A 24918-nucleotide genomic window follows, 5' to 3' on the forward strand; every position below is an offset into this window, starting at 1 on the left:
GGAAGAATCAACCGCAAAGAGCGCGAAGGACGCAAAGAGTTGCAGGTTGTATGTTTGAATGTTGCAGGTTGCGACGACTGGAAGAATCAACCGCAAAGAGCGCGAAGGACGCAAAGAGTTGCAGGTTGTATGTTTGAATGTTGCAGGTTGCGACGACTGGAAGAATCAACCGCAAAGAGCGCGAAGGACGCAAAGAGTTGCAGGTTGTATGTTTGAATGTTGCAGTTTCCAAATCACGCTCACTGCCGATTGCCTACTGCCTACTGCCGACTGCCAATTACCACTCACCCGCGCACCGTCTCCTTGTCTCGCGTCTCCTTGTCTCGCGTCTCGCCGTCCCGTGTCTCACCGATCTCGTCTGGCGCGAAGATTTGCCGATAGGCGCGGCTGCTTGCCAGCAGTTCGTCGTGCGTGCCCTGCGCAATCAGGCGACCGTTTTTCAGCAGCAGAATATGGTCGGCGCTGCGAATTTGCGCCAGCCGGTGCGTGATCAGCAGCGTGGTGCGGCCCTGGAGAATGCGGCGCATTGCCCGCTGGATCTGGTCTTCGGTGTTGCTGTCGATCGCGCTGGTCGAGTCGTCGAGCACCAGAATGCGCGGGTTGCTCAGGAAGGCGCGCGCGATGGCGATGCGCTGGCGCTGCCCGCCCGAAAGCATCACGCCGCGTTCGCCAATCACGGTGGCGTAGCCGTCGGGGAAGCCCATAATGAACTCATGCGCCTGCGCCTCGCGGGCCGCTGCCTCGATCTGCTCCTGCGTCACGGCTTCGCGCGCGCCAAATGCGATATTTTCGGCAATCGTGCGCGAAAACAGGAAAATATCCTGCTCGATCGTCGCGATCTGGGCGCGCAGGCTATCCATGCTCCATTCGCGCACATCGATCCCGTCGATCAGCACGCGGCCCGCGCTTGCGTCGAAGGTGCGGTTGATCAGGCGCGTCAGCGTGGTTTTGCCCGCACCAGTTTGCCCAACAATCGCGACCGTCTGGCCGGGATGCGCAGTGAAGCTGATACCTTCGAGAACCAAGAACCGAGAACCGAGAACCGCAGCCGTGCCAGCGTTCGCCGGTTCCTGGTTCTCGGTTCTTGGTTCTTCGTACCCAAAGTTCACATCTTCAAATACCAGCTCGCCAGCAATCGGCTGCGCCACGCCGCCGGCATTTTCGTCCAGCTCGGTTTCGGTCAAAATCATTGCCAGGATGCGGCGCGCGCTGGCGAGGCTCTGCTGCACCACCGAGGATGTCATCAGCAGGAACATAATTGGCGAGCGCAACGTGCCAACCAGCGCCATGTAGGTGATGACCTGGCCGACGGAAAGCTGCCCGCTGCGAAACAGAAGCAGCGCGTGCCCAAACGCCAGACCGACGGTGATGCCATACAGCAGCAGCGGCAGGTAGCGCGCGGTCACCTCGCCTTCGCGCACAAAGGCGTCGCGGTAGGCGCGCGCGTTCTGCTGAAAACGCTCGTTCTCGGCGCGTTCCTGCGCAAAGCCCTTCACCACTTCGATGCCGGTGATCGTTTCGGCCAGGCCGGCGTTGAGCGTGCCAAAGCGCTCGCGCAGCTGCCCGGCCACCGGGCGCAGCTGGTTGTTGTAGCCACGCAGCGCCACGGTCAGCGCAATCAGGAAGATCACCGGCACGAGCAGCAAATCGAATTTCAGGATCGCAATCGTCACCAGCGGCACGATCAGCGTCAGCGCCGACTCGGTGGTCATGCCGAGCGCGGGGCTGATGAACTGGTTGACCTGCTGCACGTCGTTGGTGACGCGCGCCATCAGGTCGCCAACGCGCTGGCGGCCGTGGAAGGTCTGGCTTTTGCTGAGCAGGCTGAGGTACAGCTCGTCGCGGGCGTCGCGCTCGACGCGCTGCGCCAGCACGCGAATCGCCATGCTGTTGACGATGTCGAACAGGCCGTAGCCGACAAACGCGGCCATGACCCACAGCGCAGCGCGCGCCAGCGCAGCCGCGCTGCCATTGTTCACCACCGTGTCGAAGGCCCAGCCCACCGTCACGGCCGACATACTTTGCGACGCGGCCATGCCCACGGTGGTGAGGAAAAACACCACCGGCAGCACTGGGTAGCGCACAATATGCGAGGTGATCCAGCGCAGCGGCGAGCGCCGGTTGTACTGATATTCGTTGGCAACGGTAAATTCGCGGCGGGTCATGCGGGCAGCTCGTTGTGGGCGAAGAACATAGGGGCCTTTCTGCGTAGCGCTGGCGTAGGCGCGTATTATAGATCGTATCGGCGCTGGCTGCGCGCTCAAATTGACCTGATCGTTTGGACAGGTGTGCGCAGAAGCGGGGAACCGAAGAGCCAAGAACCGAGAACCGAGCAGTGAGCAGTCGGCAGTTGGCAGGAAACGACGACCGCGACCTGCAAACAGCTGAACCGAGAACCGAGCAGTGAGCAGTGAGCAGTCGGCAGGAAACGATGACCGCGACCTGCAAACAGCAGAACCGAGCAGTGAGCAGACGGCAGTTGGCAGGAAACGACGACCGCGACCTGCAAACAGCAGAACCGAGCAGTGAGCAGTCGGCAATTGGCAGGAAACGACGACCGCGACCTGCAAACAGCAGAACCGAGCAGTGAGCAGTCGGCAGTTGGCAGGAAACGACGACCGCGACCTGCAAACAGCAGAACCGAGCAGTGAGCAGTCGGCAGTTGGCAGGAAACGACGACCGCGACCTGCAAACAGCAGAACCGAGCAGTGAGCAGTCGGCAGTTGGCAGGAAACGACGACCGCGACCTGCAAACAGCAGAACCGAGCAGTGAGCAGTCGGCAGTTGGCAGGAAACGACGACCGCGACCTGCAAACAGCAGAACCGAGGAACGATCATCCTATGGAAAAAATAGCCTGCTGGACCCATAGAGTGCCTCGGCCACAGGCCGTATCGAAGCGTGCGTGACCATTACGCGCTCCGTCGGCAAGGTGCGGCGGGAGGTTCTGTATACTGATTTGATTGTTTCGCGCACTGCCCGGCCGTAAAGACCCGGGCTGATAGTACAAAGCCTCTGCGAGGCTGGCGAGTAGCCCTGCAAGGGCTTGGTGGTTTTAGCCCGACCGTTCACGGTCGGGTAAATGGGTGAATAGGGTGTGGCAATCTGGTGGTATACTCGCGCCCATGAGCAATTCTGATTTTCGCGCGGCTGTGCTGCGCCAGCTTGGCCCATTCCCCACGCGCGTGCCGCTTGATCTTGCGGCCGACGCGCCAATCGACGCGGGCGACCACACCCGCCAGTTGCTGAGCTATGCCGTCGAGCCGGGCGAGCGCGTCGGCGCGTGGCTGCTGCTCCCGAAAGGCAGCGCGCCGGCGGGCGGCTGGCCGGCGATACTCGCCATTCACCAGCACGGCGGCGAGTACCATCTCGGCAAATCCGAGCCAGCCGGCCTGGGGCCGAACCCGATGTACTTCTATGGGCGCGACCTGTGCCAGCGTGGCTTTGCCGTGCTCTGCCCCGACCAGCTCTGCTTCGAGGAGCGCCGCCCGCCCGAAGACGCGCCAACCGACCATGCGCTGGGCATGGCCTACGAGCGCTTTGAGTTCACGCGGCGGGTGGTGGCGGGAAGCTGCCTGCAAACGAAATATCTGCACGACATGAGCTGCGCGCTGGATGTGCTGGGCGCGCTGCCCGGGGTGAATGCCGCGCAAATTGGCTGTTTCGGCCACTCGCTGGGCGGGCAGGAATCGCTCTGGCTGGCGTGGTACGAATCGCGCATCCGCGCTGCCGCTTCGTCGTGTGGCTTTGGCATGATCAGCACGCTGATCCGTGACCGTATCAACCACAATTTCGCGCTCTACGTGCCGGGCATGCTCGAATACGGCGACATCGACGCGCTGGTGGCGGATCTCGCGCCGCGCCCGTTCATGTTCACTGCCGGCGATGCCGACCCGATCTTCCCGGTCGATGGCGTGCGCCAGATTGCAGCCCGCGCCACCGAAGCCTACGCTGCGGCAGGAGTGCCCGAGCGCTTTGCGGCGCACATTTTTGCCGGCGTCCACAGCCTGCCCGATGATGCCAAGCAGGCGGCGTATGGCTTTCTGGAGCGTTGGATCAAGGGGTAGGGTTTTGGTTCACCACGGAGACACAGAGGCACGGAGGTTTTGGGTTACAGGTTGCAAGTTTCAGGTTTGCACGTTGCAAATCACGCTCGCTGCCCACTGCTCTGCGCTCCAACGCCCTGCGTTCTGGGCTCACCCCGTCACCCCATCACCCTGTCATCTTGTCACCCCGCCGATGGCAGCCAGAAAATCGCCGGTAGTGGTTGCCGGGTTGCGGTGGAAACTTTCGGGCAGGGTGACGTGGGCGAGGCTGGTGTAGAGCGCGGCGCGGGTTTCGAGCAGCGTGGGGTAGCAGCGCGCCAATGTGTCGCGTGGTGGCTCGCCGGGCAGTGGCTGGTAGATGCCCCGCCACAGCAGCGGGCGCGGGTTGTCGACATATTCCTGCACCATCTCGGCGTGGCGCGCGGGCGAAACCGCCAGGTAGATGATCGTCGCAAGCTCGCGGATGCGCGCCAGCACCGCCGCGTCGGCATAGATCGCGCTGCCGGTCAGGTCGAGAATGGCGCGCTCGGGTGCGGCACCATCCTGCTCGAAGGCGTCGGCAATGGTGCGCAGGACAGCAGTTTCGTGTTCGAGGTAGATCGCCTCGCGCGCCGGGTAGCGCGCTTCCGAGGGTAAACCCATCCACGCGCCCAGATCGTACACGGTGCCGGCCCCAATGTCGTCGCTGCTGCTGATGCGCGCCGCAATCAGGTCATCGCAGTGCAGGCAGGTGTAGCCCACTTCAACCAGGCGCGCCGCCCACGAGCTTTTCCCCGCCCCCGACATCCCCAGCAGCCCGATGATCATAGCAGCGCTCCCGGTTCACGGCGTCAAAAATCTGGTGCAGTGTCTTTAACGGCCGGTACATTGTCTTTGCGGCGTGGTACATTGCCTTTGACGGCCGGTACATTGTGCTTGCGGCGTGGTACATTGCCTTTGCCGGCCGGTACATTGTGCTTGCGGCGTGGTACATTGCCTTTGCCGGCCGGTACATTGTGCTTGCGGCGTGGTACATTGCCTTTGCCGGCCGGTACATTGTGCTTGCGGCGTGGTACATTGCCTTTGCCCGCTTTGCGCAGGCGTATTCGATACGCCCCGTCGCGTTTGCAATAGACCCCTTCACCCCTTCACCCTTTCACCCCATCATCTTGTCGCCCCGTCACAAGCTCATTCCGCCACAAGCGCGCCGCGCCGCTCGTGCTCGATGATCTGACCGTCGCGCAGCTGGTAGAGGTCGGTGGCGAACTCAGCCGCAGCGGGATCGTGCGTTGCCATCATCAGCGTCACGCCCTCGTTGTCGACCAGCGCCCGCAACAGGCCAAGCACCTGCTCGCCGGTTTTCGTGTCGAGGTCGCCGGTGGGCTCGTCGGCAAGAATGAGGCGCGGGCGAATGGCCAGCGCGCGCGCGATTGCCACGCGCTGCTGCTGCCCGCCCGAAAGCTCGTAGGGCCGATGGTCGATCCACGCGCTCAGGCCCACGGCGGCGACGCAGCGGCGGATGCGCGCATCCCACTCGCGGCGCGCGATGTCGCCAGCCAGGCGCAGCCCCAGCTCGACATTCTCATAGGCCGAGGCGGTTGGCAGCAGCGCAAAGCTCTGGAAAATAAAGCCAGTGCGGCGGCGCTGCGCAGCCAGCTCGCTATTGCCCAGTTCGCTCAGGCGCCGGCCCTCGATCGCGATCTCACCGGCGGTCGGCTGGTCGAGCCCGCCCACCAGATTGAGCAGCGTGGTTTTGCCGCTGCCGCTCGGGCCCATCAGCACGACAAACGCGCCGTGCGGGATAGTCATGTCGATGCCGCGCAGGGCGCGCACCTGGCGCGAGTTCACGTCGAAGGTGCGCTCGACGCCGGTGATTGCGATCATTGTTTCGGGTTGTTGGGTCATATCTGTGCTGTTTGTTGGGGCGCAGCAGCGTGGCACTGCTCGCGCACGACGTGGTCGTCTCTCGCTGCTGCGCCCTTACGGGCGTCCGTATCGTCGTCGGGGCGCAGCACGCTGCGCCCTTATGGGCATCGGTATCGTCGTCGGGGCGCAGCAGCGTGGCACTGCTCGCACATGACGTGGTCGTCTCTCGCTGCTGCGCCCTTACGGGCATCGGTATCGTCGTCGGGGCGCAGCAGCGTGGCATATCCGTCTCACGACTGATCGTCCTTCGCTGCTGCGCCCTTACGGAACCAGGGCTGCCATTTCGCTTTGCCGCCGGGCTTTTTGCCCTGGGCGGGTAGCGGGTCGGCGCTGTACAGGCTGCGATAGAGCGCGTCGCCGCTGGGCGCTTCGGCGGGCGCGGATTCGGCCTCGGCGCGGTCTTCCTCGCTCGGGCGAATGAGGATGCCGCCATCCACCACTTCGATCTTGGCGCGGCGACCAATCCCCGCCAGCACGCGCTGGTCGCTGGGCAATTGCAGCCGGCCCGCGCTGTCGAGCACCACCAGCTCCTCGATCGCCAGACGCGGCGCGCCCAGGGTTGGGGCTTCGGTGCCGTTGCTGCTCAGTCGCTCCTCGGCGCGAATGGTTTCGCTGGAAGTGCGCCCGTCGCGGATCGCAACCACACGGTCGGCCTGCTCGGCTACGCGCGGGTCGTGCGTCACCAGCACGATTGTCAGGTTGTAGCGGTCGCGCAAATCGTGCAGCAGCTTGAGGATCATCTGCGCCGTCGGCCAGTCGACCTCGCCGGTTGGCTCGTCGGCCAGCAGAATGGTGGGCTTGTTCGCCAGCGAGCAGGCAATCGCCACGCGCTGCTGCTGCCCGCCCGAAAGCTGCGTCGGCTTTTGGTTCGCGTATTCGCGCATGCCCACTGCCTCAAGCAGTTCGGCGGCCCAGGCGCGGCGCTCGCGCAGGCCGCGGCCGGCCAGCGTCATCAGCAGCTCGACATTTTCGCGCGCCGTCAGGTAAGGCAGCAGGTTGCGCGTGGTTTGCTGCCACACAAAGCCAACCTGCTCGCGGCGGTAGGTCGTCAGCTCGGCCTGGTTGAGCTTGAGCAGGTTCTGGCCGTCGACTTCGAGCTTGCCGGCAGAAGGGCGATCCAGCCCGCCCAGTGCGCTCAGAAAAGTCGATTTGCCCGAACCGGAAGGGCCAACCAGCGCCAGCATCTCGCCGCGCGCAATCTCGATGTCGAGGCCCTGCAGCGCCACCACCTCAAGGTCGGCGACCTGAAAGATTTTCACCAGCCCGGAGGCGAGAATGAAATGTTCATCCATATGATTTACGATTTAGGATTTACGATTGACGATTAGCGACTTACAGGTTGCAAACTGCAATCGTAAATCCTAAATCTGAAATCGTAAATCTAGTTGGCATCTCCAAGTTTCACGGCCTGGAACAGGCGCATGCGGCCCATGATCCACGCCAGCGCCAGCAGCGTCAGCAGCAGCGCCACGGCAAATACCACATAGATCAGCGCAACCTGATCCCAGGCGAGCTGCGGCGGGTAGCCGGGCGTGCCGGGGTGCGGCCCCGCGCCGACCTGCAGCAGCGGCACGACCAGCTGCGCCGCCAGCAGGCCAATGCCCGTGCCCGCGCCGACGCCGGCCGCCACCAGCAACACCTGCTCGATGATCAGCTCGGCGGCGACCTGCCAGCCCGACATGCCAAGCGCGCGCAGCACGCCCAGCTCAATCGCGCGGCGGCGCGCCGTGATCAGCGCCGAAAGCAGGAAGCCGAGCAGGGTCAGCGCGCCGGCCGCCAGAAAGCCCACCGACAAGAGGCCGAACAAGCCCTGGCGGCGCGGCTGCGTCTGCTCGTCGAGCGTGAGCGTGGCGGCATCGCGGGCGTCGAGCACCGAGATGCCGAGCTTGCGCACGCCAGCCACTAAATCTTCAACCTTTGCGCCGGGGTCGCGGGCGATCCACACATCGTACGGATACTGGCCGCTCATCTCATCGAAAACATAGTCGAGGTTCGCCACCAGAATCGGGCCATCCTGCGGGTAAAAGCCCGGCCACAGATCGAAGCTGCCAATGATTTTGAAGGTCATGGTGCGCTGGTCGTCGGCAATCTTCACCAGCGCCGGCAGCGGGTCGCCAATCTTCACGCCCTTCGCCAGCACGTCTTTGCTCACCAGCACGCCATCGTAGTTTTCGGCCAGCATGTTCATCAGCGCGCCCAGCGATTGCCCGCTACCCCATGCCCGGTCGTAGCGCGGAATGACCTTGGGGAAATCAACCCGGTCGATGCCGACGAGCTGGGCGCGCGGCGCGCTGCCGCCAAGCTGGATCGACACGTCGGGGTAGCTGCCCACGCGCGCGGCGGCGGTGATGCCCGGCACGTTCAGGTGGTCGCTCACCGGCACGAACAGGAAGCGCGGCTCTTTCTGAATATCGGGGCGCGGCGGCTGGCCGGGCTGACCAGGCTGGTTGCGCGGCTGCGTGCTCTGGCCGGTTTCGAGCAACTGCGTGTACGCGCCCACCTGGTAGCCAATTGCAGTGCGCAGCGCGCCGTCGATTGTTGCCGCCATCGAGGCGCTGAACGAAGCCAGGCTGAGCGTCAGGATGAGCAGGAGCAGCGGGCCACGATACGCGCCGGGCTGGCGGGCCAGCGTGCGCAGCGCCACCAGCGGGGCCACCCAGTTCGGGCCACGCGCAAGGCGGGCCAGCAGCTCAAGCAGCAGCGGAATCAGGCGCACCGACAGCAGGCCAAGCGCAAAGCAGAACAGCACCGGCAGCAGCAGCAAGAGTGGGTTGCTGAACGGGTCGGCACCACGCGCCGCGCCAAGCTGCAAGCCGCCAGTGCGCCGCAGCTGGTAGATGCCGTAGACGGCGGGAATCAGCAGCAGAATGTCGAGAAAGAAGCGCTGCCAGAAGGGCGCGCGCAGCGTGCGGGCCGCTTGCTGCTGCTCATCCACCAGCGTGCGGCGCGAGGCAAGAAATGCCGGCAGCAGCGCCGCCAGCAGCGCCAGCGCCACAGCAGCCACGCCAAAGCGCAGGCTTTCCCAGGTGAGCGTCAGCGAGAGGTCGGGCGCGTCGCCAGTGAGCTGCAGGAACGAGCGCGTGCGGCCCATGAACTGCGCAAACACAAGGCCCAGCCACGGCCCGCTGGCCAGCGCAATCGCGCCCATCAGCAGCCACTCAACGATATACACGCCCAGGATCTGGCTGTTGCGCACGCCGCGCGTTTTCAGCAGCGCGATCTCGCCGCGCTGGCGGTTCACCAGCAGGCCGGCCACCAGCGCCGCGAAGTAGAGCACCAGCGCCAGGATCGGCGCGCTGAACACAAACAGCTGGAGGATCAGCGCCTGCGCATCCTGCCGGTAGCGCACCAGCGAATCGCGCGGGCTTTGCTCGAGCTTCAGGCCCGAAACCAGGCCAGCCGCCTGCGCGCTCAGGCTGTCGAGCCGGCCCAGCAGCGGCGCGGCTTGCGTCGCCGAAAGGTTTGCGCCGTTCAGGCGGGCGAACCACAGCGCCAGGCCAACTTCGTTTTTCAGGTAGGTCGCCAGCGGGCCGGTGTAGCTGGCTTCGGGCACCAGCACCACGTCTTTCAGCGCGCTGGGCGGGTAAAACCAGCCCGGGTCGGCAGCGTTGGCGGGTGCCCACAGGCCAGCGACTTTGATCGTCATCGAGGCGACCTTGCCGCCAACCGTCCCCACCAGCGAAAACTGGTCACCAACATTGATACCTATTTCGTCGGCCAGATCCTGCTGGATGAGCACTTCGATCGGCGGGCTGCCCGGCTTGATCGCGGCAGTGTAGACCTTGGGCGCAGCACCGTCGACGATCCGCATCTGGCCGTCCATGCCGCTCAGAAAGCCGATTGAGACGTTTTTCAAAAAGGGGTTGGCCGCGCCGGAAGAAGGTGGCAAGAGCATACGCAGTGGGTCGGTGCGAACGTGCCGCGCCAGGCCCTGCCGGGGCAAACCCAGCCGGTCCAGCCCGGCCCCGCTGATAAATTCATCGGCAGATTTTACGCGCTCCCACTCCAGCGGGCCTTTGCTCGAGCCGATATAGCGAAACAAGAGCGCAAAGGCCGAGCGGTTGGTCTGCTGCTCCTGGCGGGCCAGCGTGCTTTTCAGCAGGCGCAGGCTCGCGCCCTCGGCGTAGGTTGGCACGCTCACCGCCAGCGCCACCGCCGCAACAAGCGCCACCAGCGCGCAGAGCGCCAGGCCGAAGTTGGCGCGCAGCCGCTTGAGCGCGGTGGTCAGCACCGAAAGAATTGTCCACACGGGGTTTCGCATACTACTGCCCAACGATGATGTCGCCGGCTTCCAGGCCATCGACAATCTCGACCTTGTCTTCGGTCTCGATGCCGGTTTTGATCGTCACGCGGCGCTCGCGCTCGCCTTCGCGCACCACCACAAAGCGGCGGCCTTCGAATGCGCGGATGGCGTCGGGCGGCAGCCAGAGCACGTTATCCTTATGCTCCAGCACAATCTTGATCTTCACAATCGTCACGCCGGCCTCAATCTGCTGGCCCTTGAGGTCGAGCAGCTTGAAGCGCGTGGTGCGATCTTTTTCCTGCACGGTACCGCTGCCACCCGAGCCATAGGGCGCGGGCATCTGGCGGATGATTGCCGGCAAGATCACGTCGGGCCGCGCGAGCAGCGAGAGTTCGGCCGGCTGGCCTTCGGCAAGCTGCTTCATCTGCTCGGCGCCCAGCTCGGCAGCGACTTCAAGGTTGCTCGGGTCGGCGATCTCAACCACCGGGTCGAAGGCGGTGACGGTGTCGGCCTCGCTGATGCTGAGGGCCAGCAGCTCGCCATTCTGCGGCGCGACAATCCGGCCATCGTCGACTTTTTTCTGGGCTTTTTCAAGTGCGCGCTGGGCTGTTTCCACGGCTTTCAGCTCGGAGTTGAAGCTTTCGGTTCGGGCTTCTTCCAGCGCAAGCTGCGCCGCCTCGACTTTGCGCTGCGCCTCAATTACGTCGCGGTTGCCCTTGCCCTGCAGCAGGCTATCGAGCTTGCGCTGGGCTTCCTGCACCTTTTTGCTGGCGTCGTCGTTCTTGACGATCTCGCCGGCGCGGGCCTTTTCCAGATCGCGCTTGGCGTTTTCCAGGGCGCGCTCGGCGTCGCGCAGCGCGCGCTCGGCCTGGGTGAGCGCGGTCTGGTAGGCTTCGATCTGCTCTTTGGTGAGCTTGTTCGGGGTTTCCTTGCCAGTCACGGGGTCAACCGTGGTGGGGTTTTTCGGGTCGGTGCCATAGCGCTGCGCCCAGTCGTTGTCCCAGAAGGCGTCGGTATAGGCTTTTTGCTGATCTTGCAGGCCTTCCGTCGCTTTTTGCAGGCCCAGCTCGGCAGCAGTTTTCGCTTCTGATCCAGAGTCGCCAGTGTCTTGCGCCTCGCGCTGTGCGGCGATCAGCTCGTCCTGGGCTTTGCGGATGGGGTCGTTCTCGCCGCCGGGCAGCACGGTGGTCAGGTCTTCCTGCGCCTGCTGCACATCGAGCTCGGCCTGCTGAACTTTTTTGTCGTGCGCTTTTTGCGCATTCGCCAGGTCGCGCTGGGCCTGCACCACACCATCCTGGGCTTCGCGCAAGTCGTCGTTGGCTTCGTCCTGCTGCAGCTCGGCGATCAGGTCGCCCTGCTTGACGACATCGCCGCGCTGGAAGGCGACGGTGTTCACGCGGCCTTCGCGCTTAAACGAGATCTGCGTGAGGTCAACCGGGGTGACGCGGCCATTGATGTCGAGAATGCGATCGATTGCGCCGCGCTCGACGGTGTAGGTTGGGCGCTCCAGCGCCGGGTCGGGTGGGAGCGGCGTGGGCGTTGGCGCTTCCTGCTCAGCGGCGGGCGCGCTGCCACAGGCGGCCAGCGCGGCCAGCACAAGCGAGAGGAACAGCAGTACAGCGATGCGTTTCATCATATCTATCTGCCTGGTAGTTAGGCGAAATTCGTTCGTTCGAAAGCGGATAATTGTATTGTAGCAGCATTTTGCGCGGCGCGCCGCTGGCACAGTTCGCCAGCGACGCGCCACGCGCCTAGCCCTTCGCGGCACCAAAGCCGCCGGGTGGCGGGTCTTCGGTGTTATAGCCTTTGTAGGTCGGGTCGACTTTCTGCGCGCAGGAGGCCGGCTTGTTTGGCGTTTGCGCCATGCAGTCGAGCCAGGCGCTGGTGTTTTTCTGCGCCTCGGCCAGCCCCTGGTCAAGCGGCGCTTTGTCGTCCAGGTCATCCATCAGCGCCTTGAAGAACCAGTAGGTATCCATCGAATACAGCTGATTCGGGTCGGTGCCGTTGCTGCTGCCGCTTGGCGCGCGTTTCAGCACATCGGCATACACTTTCACCAGATCGAGCAGGGCCGGCGACGCCTGGCTGGTGAAGCTGTCGCTCGCCAGGATTGAGCTGCGCGCTGGCATGGCACCTTGCAGGTTCGTGGCGTCAGCGGAAAGGAACTTCAGCCATTCCCAGCACGCCTGGCTTTGCTCGGTTTTGGCCGAAATATGCATGCCGCGAACGTACATATCGCCGCTGCGCAGGCCGCCCAGGCCGATCGGCAGCGGGGCCACGCCCATCTCGAACTGCTGCGGCTGGCTTGGGTCGCCAAATGTCATGTCGCCCTGGCCGAACCATATGCCGGCGCGGCCGTTCTGGATGTACTCGTAGGAGTGATCATCAAAGGTATCGTCGGTTTTGTAGGGGAAGGTGAGCTTGGGCATAACCTTGTGGACCTTCCACAGGTCGAGGTACCATTTGATCGCCTGTACGGCCTTCGGGTCGGTGAAATTCGGCCGGGTATCCTTGCCGCTGCCAGTGGTAAGCTGCCCGCCAAACTGGTTGATGAAGAAGAACAGATCCTGCTGCGCGCCGCCCAGCGGCACATAGCCGAACTGCTGGCGGTCGCCATCGCCCTTGCTGAGCGCCTGCGCTGCGGCCAGGAAGTCGTCGGGCTTCCATTCGCCCGTGGGCGGTTGAATGCCAGCCGCGCCGAATGCTGTTTTGTTGTAGTTGAGCGAGCGCAGTGTCGCCGCATAGGGCAGGCCATAAAGCTTGCCGTCGCGCTGGTAGGGCGCGAGCAAGGCAGCAGGGTAGTCGCTCTGTGGGAAGCTTGCATCGGCATCGAACAGGGGCTGCAGGTCGAGCAGCGCGCTAAAGTCTTCATCGCTCTGCGGCGGGCTATACCACGCAAAGCAATCGTTGGTGTTGGCGATCTGCGCAATCGTTGGGCCCTGAGTATAGACGTCGGTCGAGGTCACATTGACGAAAATATCGGGGCGCTGATCGCGGAAGCTGCGCGCCAGCCGCCGCAGATCGGGCGGGTTGTAGGCGAAGGACGAGAACTTAATCCTGGTGGCGCCTTCCGGGGCAACCTGCGGCTCGGGCGTGGCCACTGCCACCGGGCCGAGGTTCGGCGTGGGTGTGGGCGTTGTTTGCTGCTCGGCAAGCAGCTGGTCGAGCTGCTTCTGTGCTTCCTGCAAGGCTTTCTTCGGGTCTTTCTTCTCCTGCCCCAGCACCTGCTCAAGCGCCTGGCTCAGCGGGCCAAACAAGTTATAGTCGGGCATGCGCTCGATCGGCGGGGTAGGATGCGCGACGCCCCACTTGTAGGCTTCGGCGGTCTGCGCGTCGAGGTCGTTCCAGAAGCCCTGCTGCTCGGCAACGCTGATGCGCGCGGGAATACGGCCCGGCTGCTTGAAGCCCACTGGCCCGCCAGGGATCTGCTGCTCGGTCTGCTGCCGCGACAGGAACTCGATCCACTTCCAGGCCTCGGTGGGATGCTCGGTGCCGGCGCTGACGATATAGCCATCGACGTTGATATAGGGCGCGAAGTTATCAGCGGGGTAGGGGATTGTGCCAACCGGGAAGGACAGGTCTTCCGTACCGCCACCAGCCGGCCCTGCATCGATCGGGCGCGGGCCGCCGTTGCCAAGCGTTTCGGAGGGCCAGATACCAATTTTGCCGTCGCGGATGGCCTGATTCGGGTCTTCGACCTGCTGTGGCTCCTTGACTGGCCCGTCGGCCGGCATGGTTTGATAGGCCACGCGATTGACTGCACGATTTTCAATCAGCGACTGGACATACTGCACGCCTTCCACAAACACTGGATCATCCAGTTTGATCTCGCTGCTTTGAATCGTCATCAGATCGGTGCCCTGGCTTTTCAGGTGCGCAAGCAGTGGCGTAAAGCCGTTGCTCCCGTCGAAAAAGCCATAAGTATCGCCGCCACTGCCGGCAATCTGCTGCGCCGCGCCAAACAGGTCGTCCCATGTCCAGCCTGGCTTGGGTTCGGGCAGGCCGGCAGCCTTGAACAGATCTTTGTTGTAGCTCAGCGTCTGCACATACAGGTAGCGCGGCAGCACGCGTGTTGCGCCTTTAATGGTGTACTGCTCCAGCGCGCCGGGGTAGAAGTCGTCGCGCTTGAAGCTGCTGTCGGCATCCATATGCGGCGCGAGGTCCAGCAGCAGGCTGCTGCCTAAGGTTTCGGGCGAGGCCACGCCAGCCGGGGCGGTATCGGCGCCCGACACCACGCGCCGCAGTTGGGCGAATGGCGAGTAATCGGGATTTGGGCCCGAAACATTCATCAGGTCGTCGAGCGGCACCAGCACCACTTCGATGTTCGGGTTTTCTTCGGAAAATTTCTTGGCCAGCGGCTCGTAGATCTGGTGCTCATACTCCCACGCAGCGAACGAGATCGTCACCTTGCCGCCTTCATCGGCGGCAGGCGTATTCGTCGCATCGGCGGGTGGCGGGTCGCCGGGCAGCGGCGTCGCGTCGGGCGCGGCGGGGCTTCCGCTACAGGCAGCCAGCAGCATCACCAGCAAAATAAGTGATACAAAGCGGCGCATTCGGTCATCTCCTGCGGTTAGTCGGCATACAAAGGCAGTACCCAGGTAGAGGGCGGCGTGTTCAGCAATGCCCGCTACTCGATCAAACGCGATGCCTGCCGAAATTCGTGGTGGCTGGCGGGCAGGCGCGCATAACGCTCATGAAGTGGCGTTCATATCAGAGACGCAGCGAGTGCGTAAAAGGTTCCATATGATTCGGACGCACAATGGCCCGAAAACGTACCAGGGTTTTGCTGACACCAAACTGACAGTTGGCTGAGAGGGGTGGCCGTGCGGCGGGGCAGTGAGGCGCGGTCGTGGCGCCAGGCTGTGCGATACGTGGCACGAACCCGGGGATGTATTGTAGCACAATCATGCGCACGCGCTGCGGGCTAGGGCAATGTCAAGAACGCGATGCGGAAATCAGGAAAGTACATCCGCATTGTAATGCCGAAACCCTATTCCCACCCCCCTAACCCCTGCGCTGCAAGCGCACTAGGCGTGCGCCAGCTCCGCACCGCACGAACGGCGCACCACCAGCTCGGGCGAAAGCACCACCTGGCGGCGGCGCTCGGTGGCGCGCCCATCGATGCGCTCGATCAGCAACTGCGCCGCGATCGTGCCAAAGGTTTCGGCTGGCTGAACCATTGCCGTCAGAAAGGGGTAGAGCAGCGAGGCGTACTGAATATCGTCGAAGCACACCAGCGCAATATCTTCCGGGATCGAAAGGCCGCGCTCGCGCAGCGCCAGCACAATGCCAACCGCTACCATATTATTCATGGCAACAATTGCGCTCGGCAGCTCTGGCAGTGCCAGCATCTGCTGGGCCGCCTGCTGGCCCCCCGTGATCTCGAATTTGGAAGGAATGATCAGCGCCGGGTCGGCCAGCAGGCCGGCGGCGGCCAGCCCCTGCCGAAAGCCCTGTGCGCGGTCGCGGCTGGTCGAGATTTCGACTTCGCCGCCGAGCAGGGCGATACGCCGGTGCCCCAGCCCCACGAGGTGCTCGACCAGGCGGCGCGCCCCGCCAACGCTGTCGCCCTGCACCAGGTCGCTTTCAACGCCCTCAATCGCGCGGTCGATCAGCACATATGGCACATCGTGGCGCTCCAGCAGCTTCAGGTTGCGCGCCGAGCGGTCGCTGGCGGGGGCAAGCAGCATGCCCTCCACGCGGTTGGCCAGCATTTCCTGAACATATTCGTGCTCGCGCTCGAGTTCGCTTTCGGTGTTGCACAGAATCATGCGGTAGCCGGCGCGGCGGGCCACATGCTCGGCACCGCGCACAATCAGCGTGAAGAAGGGATTCGCAACATCGGGCACCACCAGCGCCAGCAGGCCGGCGCGCTGGCTCGAAAGGCCGCGTGCCAGGCTGTTTGGCACATAGCCCAGCTCGGCAATTGCCGCCTCGACGCGCTTGCGCGTGTCGGCGCGCACACGCTGGCTGCCGTTAATAACACGCGACACAGTCATGGCCGAGACGCCCGCGCGCTCAGCAACATCAGTGATGGTGACAGCCATAACGCTTCTCCCTTGATGCCCGGCTGTTGTTAGAAAATGATAACGCTATCACGGAATGGTGCTATTGTAGCGGATAAGCGTATGGAAATCAAGAGGGGCTGCAGTACATTTTTTTGTGATTACACCGGTCCATTCGTGAAATATCGCATTATCTCACCCAGATGCAAACAATGAATTGCTGGTAAAATTCCTTTCAGAAGGCTCTTGACAAACGCGAAGCGCTGCGCTAGAATGTTATCGCTACCACAAAAACAACACATCATACCAACATCTTGCACAGCCGGCAGCGGTCGCCGGAACCAGAGTCCTTTGCTTGAACGCGCCACTGCCTGCCGGGCTGTGCGCGCCATAAGCCAAACGAATGCAGGGAGGCATGCGTGGACAACGTGCTGGTCCTCATGGAAGATATCGACAAGCGCTTCCCAGGCGTGCATGCGCTTGATCACTGCCATTTCGATCTGCGTGCCGGCGAGGTTCACGCGCTGTGTGGCGAAAATGGCGCCGGCAAATCGACCCTCATGAAAATCCTTTCCGGCATCTACCCCAAAGACGCCGGGCACATCTATTACAAAGGCCAGGAAGTTTCGATCAGCTCGCCAAAGGCCGCGCAGGAGCTGGGCATCAGCATTATTCACCAGGAGCTGAACCTGATGCCGCACCTGACGCTCGCGCAGAATATCTTCATCGGCCGCGAGCCACGCGCCGGCGCGCGCTTCTGGCTCGACGAGCCGGCCCTGAACAAGCAAACCGCCGAGCTGTTCGAGCGCATGCACCTCAACCTCGATCCGCGCACGCGCGTTTCCGACCTGACCGTCGCCAAGCAGCAAATGGTCGAGATCGCCAAGGCACTTTCGTACAACTCCGACGTGCTGATCATGGACGAGCCGACCGCCGCGCTCACCGACGCCGAGATCGAAGACCTGTTCCGCATCATTCGCCAGCTGCGCGACCGTGGCGTGGGCATTGTGTACATCTCGCACCGCATGGACGAGATCAAGCAGATTACCGACCGCATCACCGTGATGCGCGACAGCCGCTACATCGACACGGTCAACACTGCCGATACGACCATCGACCGTATTATCAGCATGATGGTTGGGCGCGCGATCTTTGAAGATAAATCCGCGCCGCCCGAAGACCAGAACCGCGATGTGGTGCTGGAGGTCAAGAATCTCAACCGCGGCAAAGTGCTCAAGAACATCAACTTCTCGCTCAAGCGCGGCGAAATCCTCGGCTTCGCGGGGCTGATGGGCGCGGGCCGCACCGAAGTTGCGCGCGCCGTGTTCGGGGCCGACCCGATCGACTCGGGCGAGATTTTCGTGCACGGCAAGAAGGCCAGCATCCACAGCCCCAGCGACGCGGTGCGCCACGGCATCGGCTACCTGTCGGAAGATCGCAAGCGCTACGGCCTGGCGCTGGGCATGGATGTCGAAACCAACGTCGTGCTGGCCTCGATGCGCAAGTTCCTGAGCGCGCTTGGCATTGTAAACGCCCAGCGCACACGCAGCACTGCCGAAACCCAGGTGCAGAACCTGGCGATCAAAACGCCCGGCATTCAGCAGAAGGTCAAAAACCTTTCGGGCGGCAACCAGCAAAAAGTCATCATCGGCAAATGGCTCACCGCGAACACCGACATCCTGATCTTCGACGAACCCACGCGCGGCATTGATGTGGGCGCAAAAAGCGAGATTTATAAGCTGCTGAACGAGCTGGCCCAGCAGGGCAAATCGGTGATCATGATCTCCTCCGAGCTGCCCGAGGTGCTGCGCATGAGCCACCGCGTGATTGTGATGTGCGAAGGGCGCATCACCGGCGACCTGCCGATCCGCGAGGCCACCCAGGAAAAGATTATGACCTACGCAACGCAGCGTGAGGATCTGGCGCACGCCTAAGGTGCTGCATCTGCCTTATTGTGGAGGTTTCTATGGCAACGACTGTCGCCGCCCGGCGGCCACGCATTCCTGCCGGGGCAATGCAACGCGTGCTGGCGTTCGCGGCCCTGATCTTTATGTTCATCTACTTCTCGCTGGCGTCCTCGAATTTCATGACGTTCAGCAATGTCATTGGCATTCTGCTCGCCACGGCAGTGAACGGCGTGCTGGCACTGGGCGTGACTTTTGTGATCATTTCGGGCGGCATCGACCTCTCAATCGGCACGGTGATGACGCTGGCGGCCGTGATGACGGGCGTGTTCATCACCAAATGGCAGATGCCCGTGCTCGTTGGCGTGTTTGGCGGTTTGCTCACTGGCGCGGCTTGTGGCCTGATCAATGGCGCAATTATTTCCAAGCTCAAAATCCCGCCATTTATTGCCACGCTGGGCATGCTCAACGTCACCAAGGGCCTCGCGCTTGTGCTGTCGGGCCTCGCGCCGATCTATTTCAACGATACGCCCGTGTTCAACGCGATCGCCATGGGCTCGATCATTCCCAGCCTGAACATCCCGAACGCCGTGCCGATTATGTTCATCGCCGCAATTATCGCCAGCCTGATTTTGGCGAAAACCGTGCTGGGGCGCTACACCTTTGCGCTGGGCAGCAACGAAGAAGCTACCCGCCTTTCGGGCGTGAATGTCGACCGCTGGAAGATGGCGGTGTATACACTCTGCGGCGTGTTCAGCGGTCTGGCCGGCGTGCTGATCGCCTCGCGCCTGAACTCGGCGCAGCCCGCGCTGGGCCAGGGCTACGAGCTCGACGCGATTGCGGCGGCCGTGATTGGCGGCACCTCGCTTAGCGGTGGCGAAGGCTCGATTATGGGCACGATCATTGGCGCATTCATCATCAGCACGCTCACCAACGGCCTGCGCATCCTCTCGGTGCCGCAGGAATGGCAAACCGTGATCACCGGCAGCATTGTGATTATTGCGGTGTACCTGGATATTGTGCGCCGCCGCCGTCAGGGCTAGGTATTTCCGATTTACGATTTGGGATTTACGATCCGCATCTTCGATTCTTGGTGGCAAGCAATGAGAACGTGTGCAATTGCATTATCTGGCATTCCAAGGCTGTGCTTTTAGCCTGCCCCCGTCGGCTTCGCTCAGGACAGGCTTCGGTTTCGCTCAGGAGGTTCGGCGCAAGAAAGAAATCATCTTGTGTGCAGTTTTCCGCGCTATGCGCGGAAAACTGCACACAAAGAAAAATCGAGTACCGCTCTGCCGAAGGCTAAAACGCCGACTGCGTAAGTCTTATAACCAACGGTTGTTCGCTCATCGGGAGCTGACAATAACTGGATCTATCACGTACAAAGGAGTTCTGCCATGCGATCCAAGCGAGTGTTCTCTTCCCTTGGGGGCCTGCTGGCCGGCATGCTGTTGCTGGCTGCCTGTGGCTCATCGGGGGGCGCGACCACCACGCAACCAACGGCGGCCGGCGCGGCTGCCGGCGGTGCCAGCGGCGGCGGCAAGCCCTATGTCGCAATCATCTCGAAGGGCTTTCAGCACCAGTTCTGGCAGGCGGTCAAGGCCGGCGCTGAGAAGGCTGCCACCGAGCTGAACGCCACGATCACCTACGAGGGCCCCGAGTCGGAATCACAGGTCGACAAACAGATGGAAATGCTTCAGGCTGCGCTCGACAAGAAACCGCAGGCGATCTGCTTTGCGGCGCTCGACAGCAAGGCTGCGGTTCCGCTCCTTCAGAAGGCCAAAGATGCCAACATCCCGGTGATCGGCTTCGACTCGGGCGTCGATAGCGACATTCCGGTCACCACCGCCGCCACCGACAACATTGCCGCTGCCGGCGCCGCCGCCGACAAGATGGCCGAGCTGATTGGCGACGCGGGTGAGGTTGCCGTGGTCGTGCACGACCAGACCAGCCGCACCGGCATCGACCGCCGCGACGGCTTCCTGAACCGCATGAAGGAAAAGCACCCGAACATCCAGGTGGTTGATGTCCAGTACGGCGGCGGCGACCAGCTGAAGTCGACCGACCTGGCCAAGACGATCATCCAGGCCCACCCGAACCTGAAGGGCTTCTTTGGCGCCAACGAGGGCTCGGCCATCGGCGTGCTGAATGGCGTCAAGGAAAGTGGCATGGAAGGCAAGATCGTTGTGATTGGCTACGACTCGGGCAAGCAGCAGATCGACGCGATCAAGGGCGGCACCGAGGCGGGCGCGATCACGCAGGACCCGATCGGCATTGGCTACAAGTGTGTCGACTCGGCGCTCAAGGCGATCAAGGGCGAAACCCTGCCCAAGACGATTGACACCGGCTACCACTACTACGACAAGGCCAACATCGACGCTGCCGACATCAAGGCGCTGCTGTACAACTAGACCCTCGCTTTACGGCCAGCGCGGGCGGCGATATAATCGCCGCCCGCGCTGTTTTTGTTTTGCGGAGGACATCGATACCATTCAAATAGCCACAAAAATTGAAGCCTTCAAGATCGAAAATACCAGTGAGATCCTGCAAAAATACGATTGGAATGCCGAGTAGCAAAATCTTCGTGCCTTCGTGTCTTCGTGGTAATCGTTCCAATTGGCTTTTTTGAAAGGTATTCGCTTTATGGCTACGACCCAAAGTGCGCCGCCAACCTGGGACATGAGCGTGATCTACCCCGGCCCCGACACGCCCGAGTTTGCGGCTGGCTTTGCCGCCACCACCCAGGCAATTGTCGATCTGGCGGCCTTGTTCGACCAGCACGGCGTCCATGCAGGCACTTCCACCACGCCTGCCGTCTTTGACACAATACTAACGCGCTACAACGCGGTGCTGGAAGAGGCGCAAACCCTGGCAAGCTACCTTGCCAACCTGGCCGCCGCCGACACCCGCGACACCGTCGTGCTGGCGCGCCTGAGCGAATTCCGCCCGGCGCAGGCGCAGCTCGATCAGCTTGGCGGGCGCTTTGCCGCGTGGGTGGGCGGGCTCGATCTCGCCGCGCTGGAAGCGCAATCGGTGCTGGCGCGGGCCCACCACTACGCCTTGCAGCGCGCCCAAAGCCAGGCGCAACACCTGATGTCGCCCGCCGAAGAAGCGCTGGCCAGCCAGCTTGGCGCGAGTGGCGCAGCCGCCTGGAAGCAGCTCTACACCCGCATCAGCGCGCAGCTCAGCATCACGCTCACCCGCGATGGCACGCCCGAAACCGTACCCATGAGCGTGGCGCGCAACCTTGCCTACGACGCCGACCGCACGCTGCGGCAGCAGGCGCACGAGGCCGAGCTGGTGGCGTGGCAAGGGGCGGCCGTGCCGCTGGCCGCCGCGCTGAATGGCGTGAAGGGCGAAGTGCTGGTGCTGAGCACGCGGCGCGGCTGGCGCTCGCCGCTCGACGAGTCGCTGTTTCAAAGCGGCATCGACCGCGCGACGCTCGACACCATGCTGGCAGCCGCCCGCGCCGCCCTGCCCGACATGCGACGCTACTTTCGCGCCAAGGCCCGCGCCCTCGGCATTGTGCGGCTGGCCTGGTACGACCTGTTTGCGCCGCTGGGGGCGAGCAGCGCGCAGTGGGACTACGCCGATGGCACGGCCTTTATTCTTGAGCAGTTTGGCACCTACTCGCCCGAGCTACGCGACTTCGCGGCGCGCGCCTTTCGCGAGCGCTGGATCGACGCCGCGCCGCGCCCGGGCAAGCGCGCCGGTGCCTACTCGGAGCCACTGCGCCCCGGCGAGTCGCGCATTCTGATGAGCTACAAGCCCAGCTTCCACAGCGTAATCATCCTGGCGCACGAACTGGGCCACGCCTACCACACCCACACCCTGCGCGGGCGCACCGCCCTGCAAAGCCAGACGCCCGAAACGCTGGCGGAGACGGCCAGCATCTTCTGCGAGGCGATCATTCGCAAGGCCGCGCTGGCACACGCCCGCCCGGCAGAGCAACTCATGCTGCTCGACAGCGCGCTGCAAAGCTCGGCGCAGCGCGTCGCCAGCGTGCTCAGTCGTTTCGCGTTTGAGGAGCGCCTGTTTGAAATGCGCCAACAGCGCGAGCTCTCGGTGGATGAGCTGTGCGCGCTGATGGAGCAATCGCAGCGCGACAGCTACGGCGAGGCACTCGACCCCGCTGCGCTGCACCCGTACCTGTGGGCCACCAAGATTCACTACTACTTCCCAACGCTCTCGTTCTACAACTACCACTACCTGTTTGGCTCGCTGTTCAGCCTGGGCCTGTACGCGCGCTACCAGCGCGACCCTGAGGCATTTCGCGCCAGCTACGACGACTTACTTTCCTCCACTGGCATGGCCGACGCGGCCACGCTGGCGGCGCGCTTCGGCATCGACCTCCATGCGCCCGAGTTCTGGCAGGCCAGCCTCGCGACGATCAGCGCCGATATCGACCGCTTCGAGCGACTGATTTAAATCCATTATGTTATTACCATAGAGGCACAGAGGACACAGAGATAGAAACTTATCATCTATAGTTGAAAGTTATGTTAACAATTTATAGAGATAAGAGAGCGCAAAGAAATATTTTGGCTTTTCCCTCAGTGTTCTCTGTGTCTCTGCGGTGCCATTCCTTACGTCCTGTCTTTGTAGTAAAATTGCCAGCAAAATTGCCGCACAAATGTGTCGATCTGGCTGCGCCTGCTGCGTCGGTAGAGTAACGGGGCAGCGCGTGCCGCCCCGCAAGCAAAGGAGGCATTCCCATGCAGTACCTGCTTCTGATCTACGGCAACGAGCAGACCGAGGCCAGCGTCAGCAAGGAAGAGATGGACGCCGTGATGGCCGACTACTGGGGCTACACCAAGGCGCTGGAAGAATCGGGCAAGATGCGCGGCGGCGACGCCCTGCACCCCACTTCGGCGGCCACCACCGTGCGCGCGCCCGAGGGCAAGGCCGTCATCACGCATGGCCCCTTCGCCGAAACAAAAGAGCAGTTGGGCGGCTACTACCTGATTGACGTTGAAAACCTCGACGAGGCGATTGAGTGGGCGGCGAAATGCCCCGGCGCGCGCTTTGGCTCGATCGAGGTGCGGCCAGTCATGGAGTTCAACCAGTAGGAAATGCGCTTCCGGCGCGGAAGGCTGGAATAAGCAACATCCACAGATTACACAGATGCCGCAGATTATGATGGAGCAAATGTCAGCGTATTCGAGCTACAGAACACACCAGCTTTCGGTTTGCTACGCTGTACGCTCGAAAATTATGCTTCTGGCTTCGGAATGGCGAGATCTGCGTAATCTGTGGATACATTCCGCCTCACTATGACCGACACGCTACAACTCGCTCTGGAGCGCGTGCACCGCCAGGAGCACGGCCAGCTGCTCGCCACGCTGATTGGCTGGCTGGGCGATATTGAGCTGGCCGAAGAAGCACTGCAGGATGCCTTTCTGGCGGCGCTGGAGCACTGGGCGCGGGCGGGCGTGCCGCAGCGGCCGGGCGCGTGGCTCACCACCACCGCCCGCCGCAAAGCCATCGACCGGCTGCGCCGCCGCCGCGCCGCCGTGCCGCTGGACGAGGCCACCCTGCCCGCCAGCCCCACCAACAGCGAGGCCGAAGCCGACGACATCCCCGACGAGCGGCTCAAGCTGATTTTCACCTGCTGCCACCCGGCCCTGCCGCAAGAGCAGCAGATCGCGCTGACGCTGCACACGCTCGGCGGCCTCACCACGCCCGAAATCGCAGCGGCCTTTCTGGTTCCCGCGCCAACCATGGCGCAGCGGCTGGTGCGCGCCAAGCGCAAGATCAAGGACGCGGGCATTCCCTACACCGTGCCGCCCGCGCACCTGCTGGCCGAACGGCTCGACGCCGTGCTGACGGTGATCTATCTGATCTTCACTGAGGGCTATGCGGCCAGCGCTGGCGAGGCGCTCATCCGCCACGAGCTGTGCGCCGAGGCCATCCGCCTGTGCCGCGTGCTGGAGCGGCTCATCCGCCAGGCGCGCACCGACGTGCCAGCCGGCCATTATGCCGAAGTGCTGGGTCTGCTCGGCCTGATGCTGCTGCACCACTCGCGGCGCGCGGCTCGCGTTGGCGCGGCCGGCGAGCTGATCTTGCTTGGCGAGCAGGATCGCGGGCTGTGGGATCGGCGGGCGATACAGGAAGGGCTGGCATTGGTGGAAAAAGCCTTTCACATGCGCCAGATCGGCCCCTACCAGCTCCAGGCCGCGATCAGCGCGCTTCATGCCCGCGCCGCCAGCGCCGACGCAACCGACTGGCCGCAGATCGCCGGGCTATATGCCGAATTGCGCCGCCACGGCGACTCGCCAATCATCCAGCTCAACCACGCGGCCGCTTGCTCGATGGCCTACGGCCCGCAGGCTGGCCTCGCTCTGCTCGCGCCGCTGGCCGCCTCGTTGCGCGACTTCGCGCCCTTTCACCTCGCCCGCGCCGACATGCTGCGCCGCAGTGGGCAAGCCGCCGACGCCATCGCCGCCTACACGAGCGCGCTGGCGCTCACGCACAACGCCGTCGAGCGCGATTTCATTACAGCACGCATCGCGGCGCTCCGTTCTGCATGAATAGCCCGCTGGGGCGTTTGCCACGAAGGATATAAAAGTTGGAAGGTTGCAGGTTGCAGGTTGCAAAGTTACAAACTCGCACGCCGCCACTCATTATAGGAGGTTGCAGTCGGCAGGATGCAGAAGGCAGTTGCATTTTCCGCGCTCCAACGCGCTTCTTGCCGCGCATGCGTGGTCAATTATTCCGCAAACCACTGTAGGCACTGCCCACTGCCCACTGCATACTGCCGACTGCTCCGCCCTTGGTTCCGTGGTTCTCGTAACCCTCCTATGACTCTGTGGCCTCTGTGTCT

At 63.1% G+C, this 24918-nt stretch carries 15 protein-coding genes; 7 read left to right on the top strand and 8 right to left on the bottom strand.

Annotated elements, in window-relative coordinates; all coding sequences use genetic code 11:
* Positions 1 to 284: 284 nt before the first annotated feature.
* Positions 285 to 2165: an ABC transporter ATP-binding protein gene (locus M1P90_RS09380; protein ID WP_483702355.1), complete on the bottom strand. Its 1881-nt coding sequence runs from the start codon at positions 2163 to 2165 to the stop codon at positions 285 to 287.
* 958 nt (positions 2166 to 3123) lie between these two features.
* On the opposite strand from M1P90_RS09380, the gene M1P90_RS09385 reads away from it, so the two are divergent.
* Entirely contained in the window at positions 3124 to 4065 is a 942-nt protein-coding gene (locus M1P90_RS09385) for a dienelactone hydrolase family protein (RefSeq protein ID WP_483702356.1), read from the top strand.
* A gap of 153 nt (positions 4066 to 4218) precedes the next feature.
* On the opposite strand, the gene M1P90_RS09390 is transcribed toward M1P90_RS09385, so the two are convergent.
* From M1P90_RS09390 to M1P90_RS09420, 7 genes are all read right to left on the bottom strand, one after another.
* Positions 4219 to 4851 carry a shikimate kinase gene (locus M1P90_RS09390; protein WP_483702357.1) on the bottom strand — a complete coding sequence of 211 codons (633 nt, stop codon included), beginning with the start codon at positions 4849 to 4851 and terminating at the stop codon, positions 4219 to 4221.
* A gap of 360 nt (positions 4852 to 5211) precedes the next feature.
* Complete coding sequence (locus M1P90_RS09395) at positions 5212 to 5928, bottom strand: ABC transporter ATP-binding protein (RefSeq protein ID WP_483702358.1); 717 nt, start codon at positions 5926 to 5928, stop codon at positions 5212 to 5214.
* Between the two features lie 251 nt (positions 5929 to 6179).
* Complete coding sequence (locus M1P90_RS09400; RefSeq protein WP_483702359.1) at positions 6180 to 7241, bottom strand: ABC transporter ATP-binding protein; 1062 nt, start codon at positions 7239 to 7241, stop codon at positions 6180 to 6182.
* Between the two features lie 89 nt (positions 7242 to 7330).
* A complete protein-coding gene (locus tag M1P90_RS09405) occupies positions 7331 to 10210 on the bottom strand; it encodes an ABC transporter permease (protein WP_483702360.1) in 2880 nt (959 codons plus the stop codon).
* A 1-nt stretch (position 10211) separates the two neighbouring features.
* Positions 10212 to 11828: an efflux RND transporter periplasmic adaptor subunit gene (locus tag M1P90_RS09410; protein ID WP_483702361.1), complete on the bottom strand. Its 1617-nt coding sequence runs from the start codon at positions 11826 to 11828 to the stop codon at positions 10212 to 10214.
* A 115-nt stretch (positions 11829 to 11943) separates the two neighbouring features.
* Positions 11944 to 14742 (bottom strand): extracellular solute-binding protein, encoded by a 2799-nt coding sequence (locus M1P90_RS09415; protein WP_483702362.1) that lies wholly within the window; start codon positions 14740 to 14742, stop codon positions 11944 to 11946.
* Positions 14743 to 15216: 474 nt separating this feature from the next.
* Positions 15217 to 16236, bottom strand: a complete 1020-nt coding sequence (locus M1P90_RS09420) for a LacI family DNA-binding transcriptional regulator (protein ID WP_483702363.1) — start codon at positions 16234 to 16236, stop codon at positions 15217 to 15219.
* A gap of 377 nt (positions 16237 to 16613) precedes the next feature.
* On the opposite strand from M1P90_RS09420, the gene M1P90_RS09425 reads away from it, so the two are divergent.
* The 6 genes from M1P90_RS09425 to M1P90_RS09450 all read left to right on the top strand — a co-directional run bounded on the left by M1P90_RS09425 (position 16614) and on the right by M1P90_RS09450 (position 24625).
* Complete coding sequence (locus M1P90_RS09425; protein ID WP_483702364.1) at positions 16614 to 18128, top strand: sugar ABC transporter ATP-binding protein; 1515 nt, start codon at positions 16614 to 16616, stop codon at positions 18126 to 18128.
* A 32-nt stretch (positions 18129 to 18160) separates the two neighbouring features.
* Positions 18161 to 19141, top strand: a complete 981-nt coding sequence (locus M1P90_RS09430; RefSeq protein ID WP_483702365.1) for an ABC transporter permease — start codon at positions 18161 to 18163, stop codon at positions 19139 to 19141.
* A gap of 351 nt (positions 19142 to 19492) precedes the next feature.
* A complete protein-coding gene (locus M1P90_RS09435; protein ID WP_483702366.1) occupies positions 19493 to 20506 on the top strand; it encodes a substrate-binding domain-containing protein in 1014 nt (337 codons plus the stop codon).
* Between the two features lie 232 nt (positions 20507 to 20738).
* A complete protein-coding gene (locus M1P90_RS09440; RefSeq protein WP_483702367.1) occupies positions 20739 to 22523 on the top strand; it encodes a M3 family oligoendopeptidase in 1785 nt (594 codons plus the stop codon).
* A gap of 287 nt (positions 22524 to 22810) precedes the next feature.
* Positions 22811 to 23164 (top strand): YciI family protein, encoded by a 354-nt coding sequence (locus M1P90_RS09445; protein WP_483702368.1) that lies wholly within the window; start codon positions 22811 to 22813, stop codon positions 23162 to 23164.
* Between the two features lie 204 nt (positions 23165 to 23368).
* On the top strand, positions 23369 to 24625 hold the full coding sequence (locus M1P90_RS09450) for an RNA polymerase sigma factor (protein WP_483702369.1): 1257 nt from the start codon (positions 23369 to 23371) through the stop codon (positions 24623 to 24625).
* Positions 24626 to 24918: the final 293 nt, after the last annotated feature.

It is taken from the genome of Kouleothrix sp. 19917, from assembly GCF_057073505.1.

What these genes read in the sequence shown, in the direction of transcription:
- M1P90_RS09380 (WP_483702355.1), bottom strand. Translation starts at nt 2,165, where the DNA reads ATGACCCGCCGCGAATTTACCGTTGCCAACGAATATCAGTACAACCGG.
- M1P90_RS09385 (WP_483702356.1), top strand. Translation starts at nt 3,124, where the DNA reads ATGAGCAATTCTGATTTTCGCGCGGCTGTGCTGCGCCAGCTTGGCCCA.
- M1P90_RS09390 (WP_483702357.1), bottom strand. Translation starts at nt 4,851, where the DNA reads ATGATCATCGGGCTGCTGGGGATGTCGGGGGCGGGGAAAAGCTCGTGG.
- M1P90_RS09395 (WP_483702358.1), bottom strand. Translation starts at nt 5,928, where the DNA reads ATGACCCAACAACCCGAAACAATGATCGCAATCACCGGCGTCGAGCGC.
- M1P90_RS09400 (WP_483702359.1), bottom strand. Translation starts at nt 7,241, where the DNA reads ATGGATGAACATTTCATTCTCGCCTCCGGGCTGGTGAAAATCTTTCAG.
- M1P90_RS09405 (WP_483702360.1), bottom strand. Translation starts at nt 10,210, where the DNA reads ATGCGAAACCCCGTGTGGACAATTCTTTCGGTGCTGACCACCGCGCTC.
- M1P90_RS09410 (WP_483702361.1), bottom strand. Translation starts at nt 11,828, where the DNA reads ATGATGAAACGCATCGCTGTACTGCTGTTCCTCTCGCTTGTGCTGGCC.
- M1P90_RS09415 (WP_483702362.1), bottom strand. Translation starts at nt 14,742, where the DNA reads ATGCGCCGCTTTGTATCACTTATTTTGCTGGTGATGCTGCTGGCTGCC.
- M1P90_RS09420 (WP_483702363.1), bottom strand. Translation starts at nt 16,236, where the DNA reads ATGGCTGTCACCATCACTGATGTTGCTGAGCGCGCGGGCGTCTCGGCC.
- M1P90_RS09430 (WP_483702365.1), top strand. Translation starts at nt 18,161, where the DNA reads ATGGCAACGACTGTCGCCGCCCGGCGGCCACGCATTCCTGCCGGGGCA.
- M1P90_RS09435 (WP_483702366.1), top strand. Translation starts at nt 19,493, where the DNA reads ATGCGATCCAAGCGAGTGTTCTCTTCCCTTGGGGGCCTGCTGGCCGGC.
- M1P90_RS09440 (WP_483702367.1), top strand. Translation starts at nt 20,739, where the DNA reads ATGGCTACGACCCAAAGTGCGCCGCCAACCTGGGACATGAGCGTGATC.
- M1P90_RS09445 (WP_483702368.1), top strand. Translation starts at nt 22,811, where the DNA reads ATGCAGTACCTGCTTCTGATCTACGGCAACGAGCAGACCGAGGCCAGC.
- M1P90_RS09450 (WP_483702369.1), top strand. Translation starts at nt 23,369, where the DNA reads ATGACCGACACGCTACAACTCGCTCTGGAGCGCGTGCACCGCCAGGAG.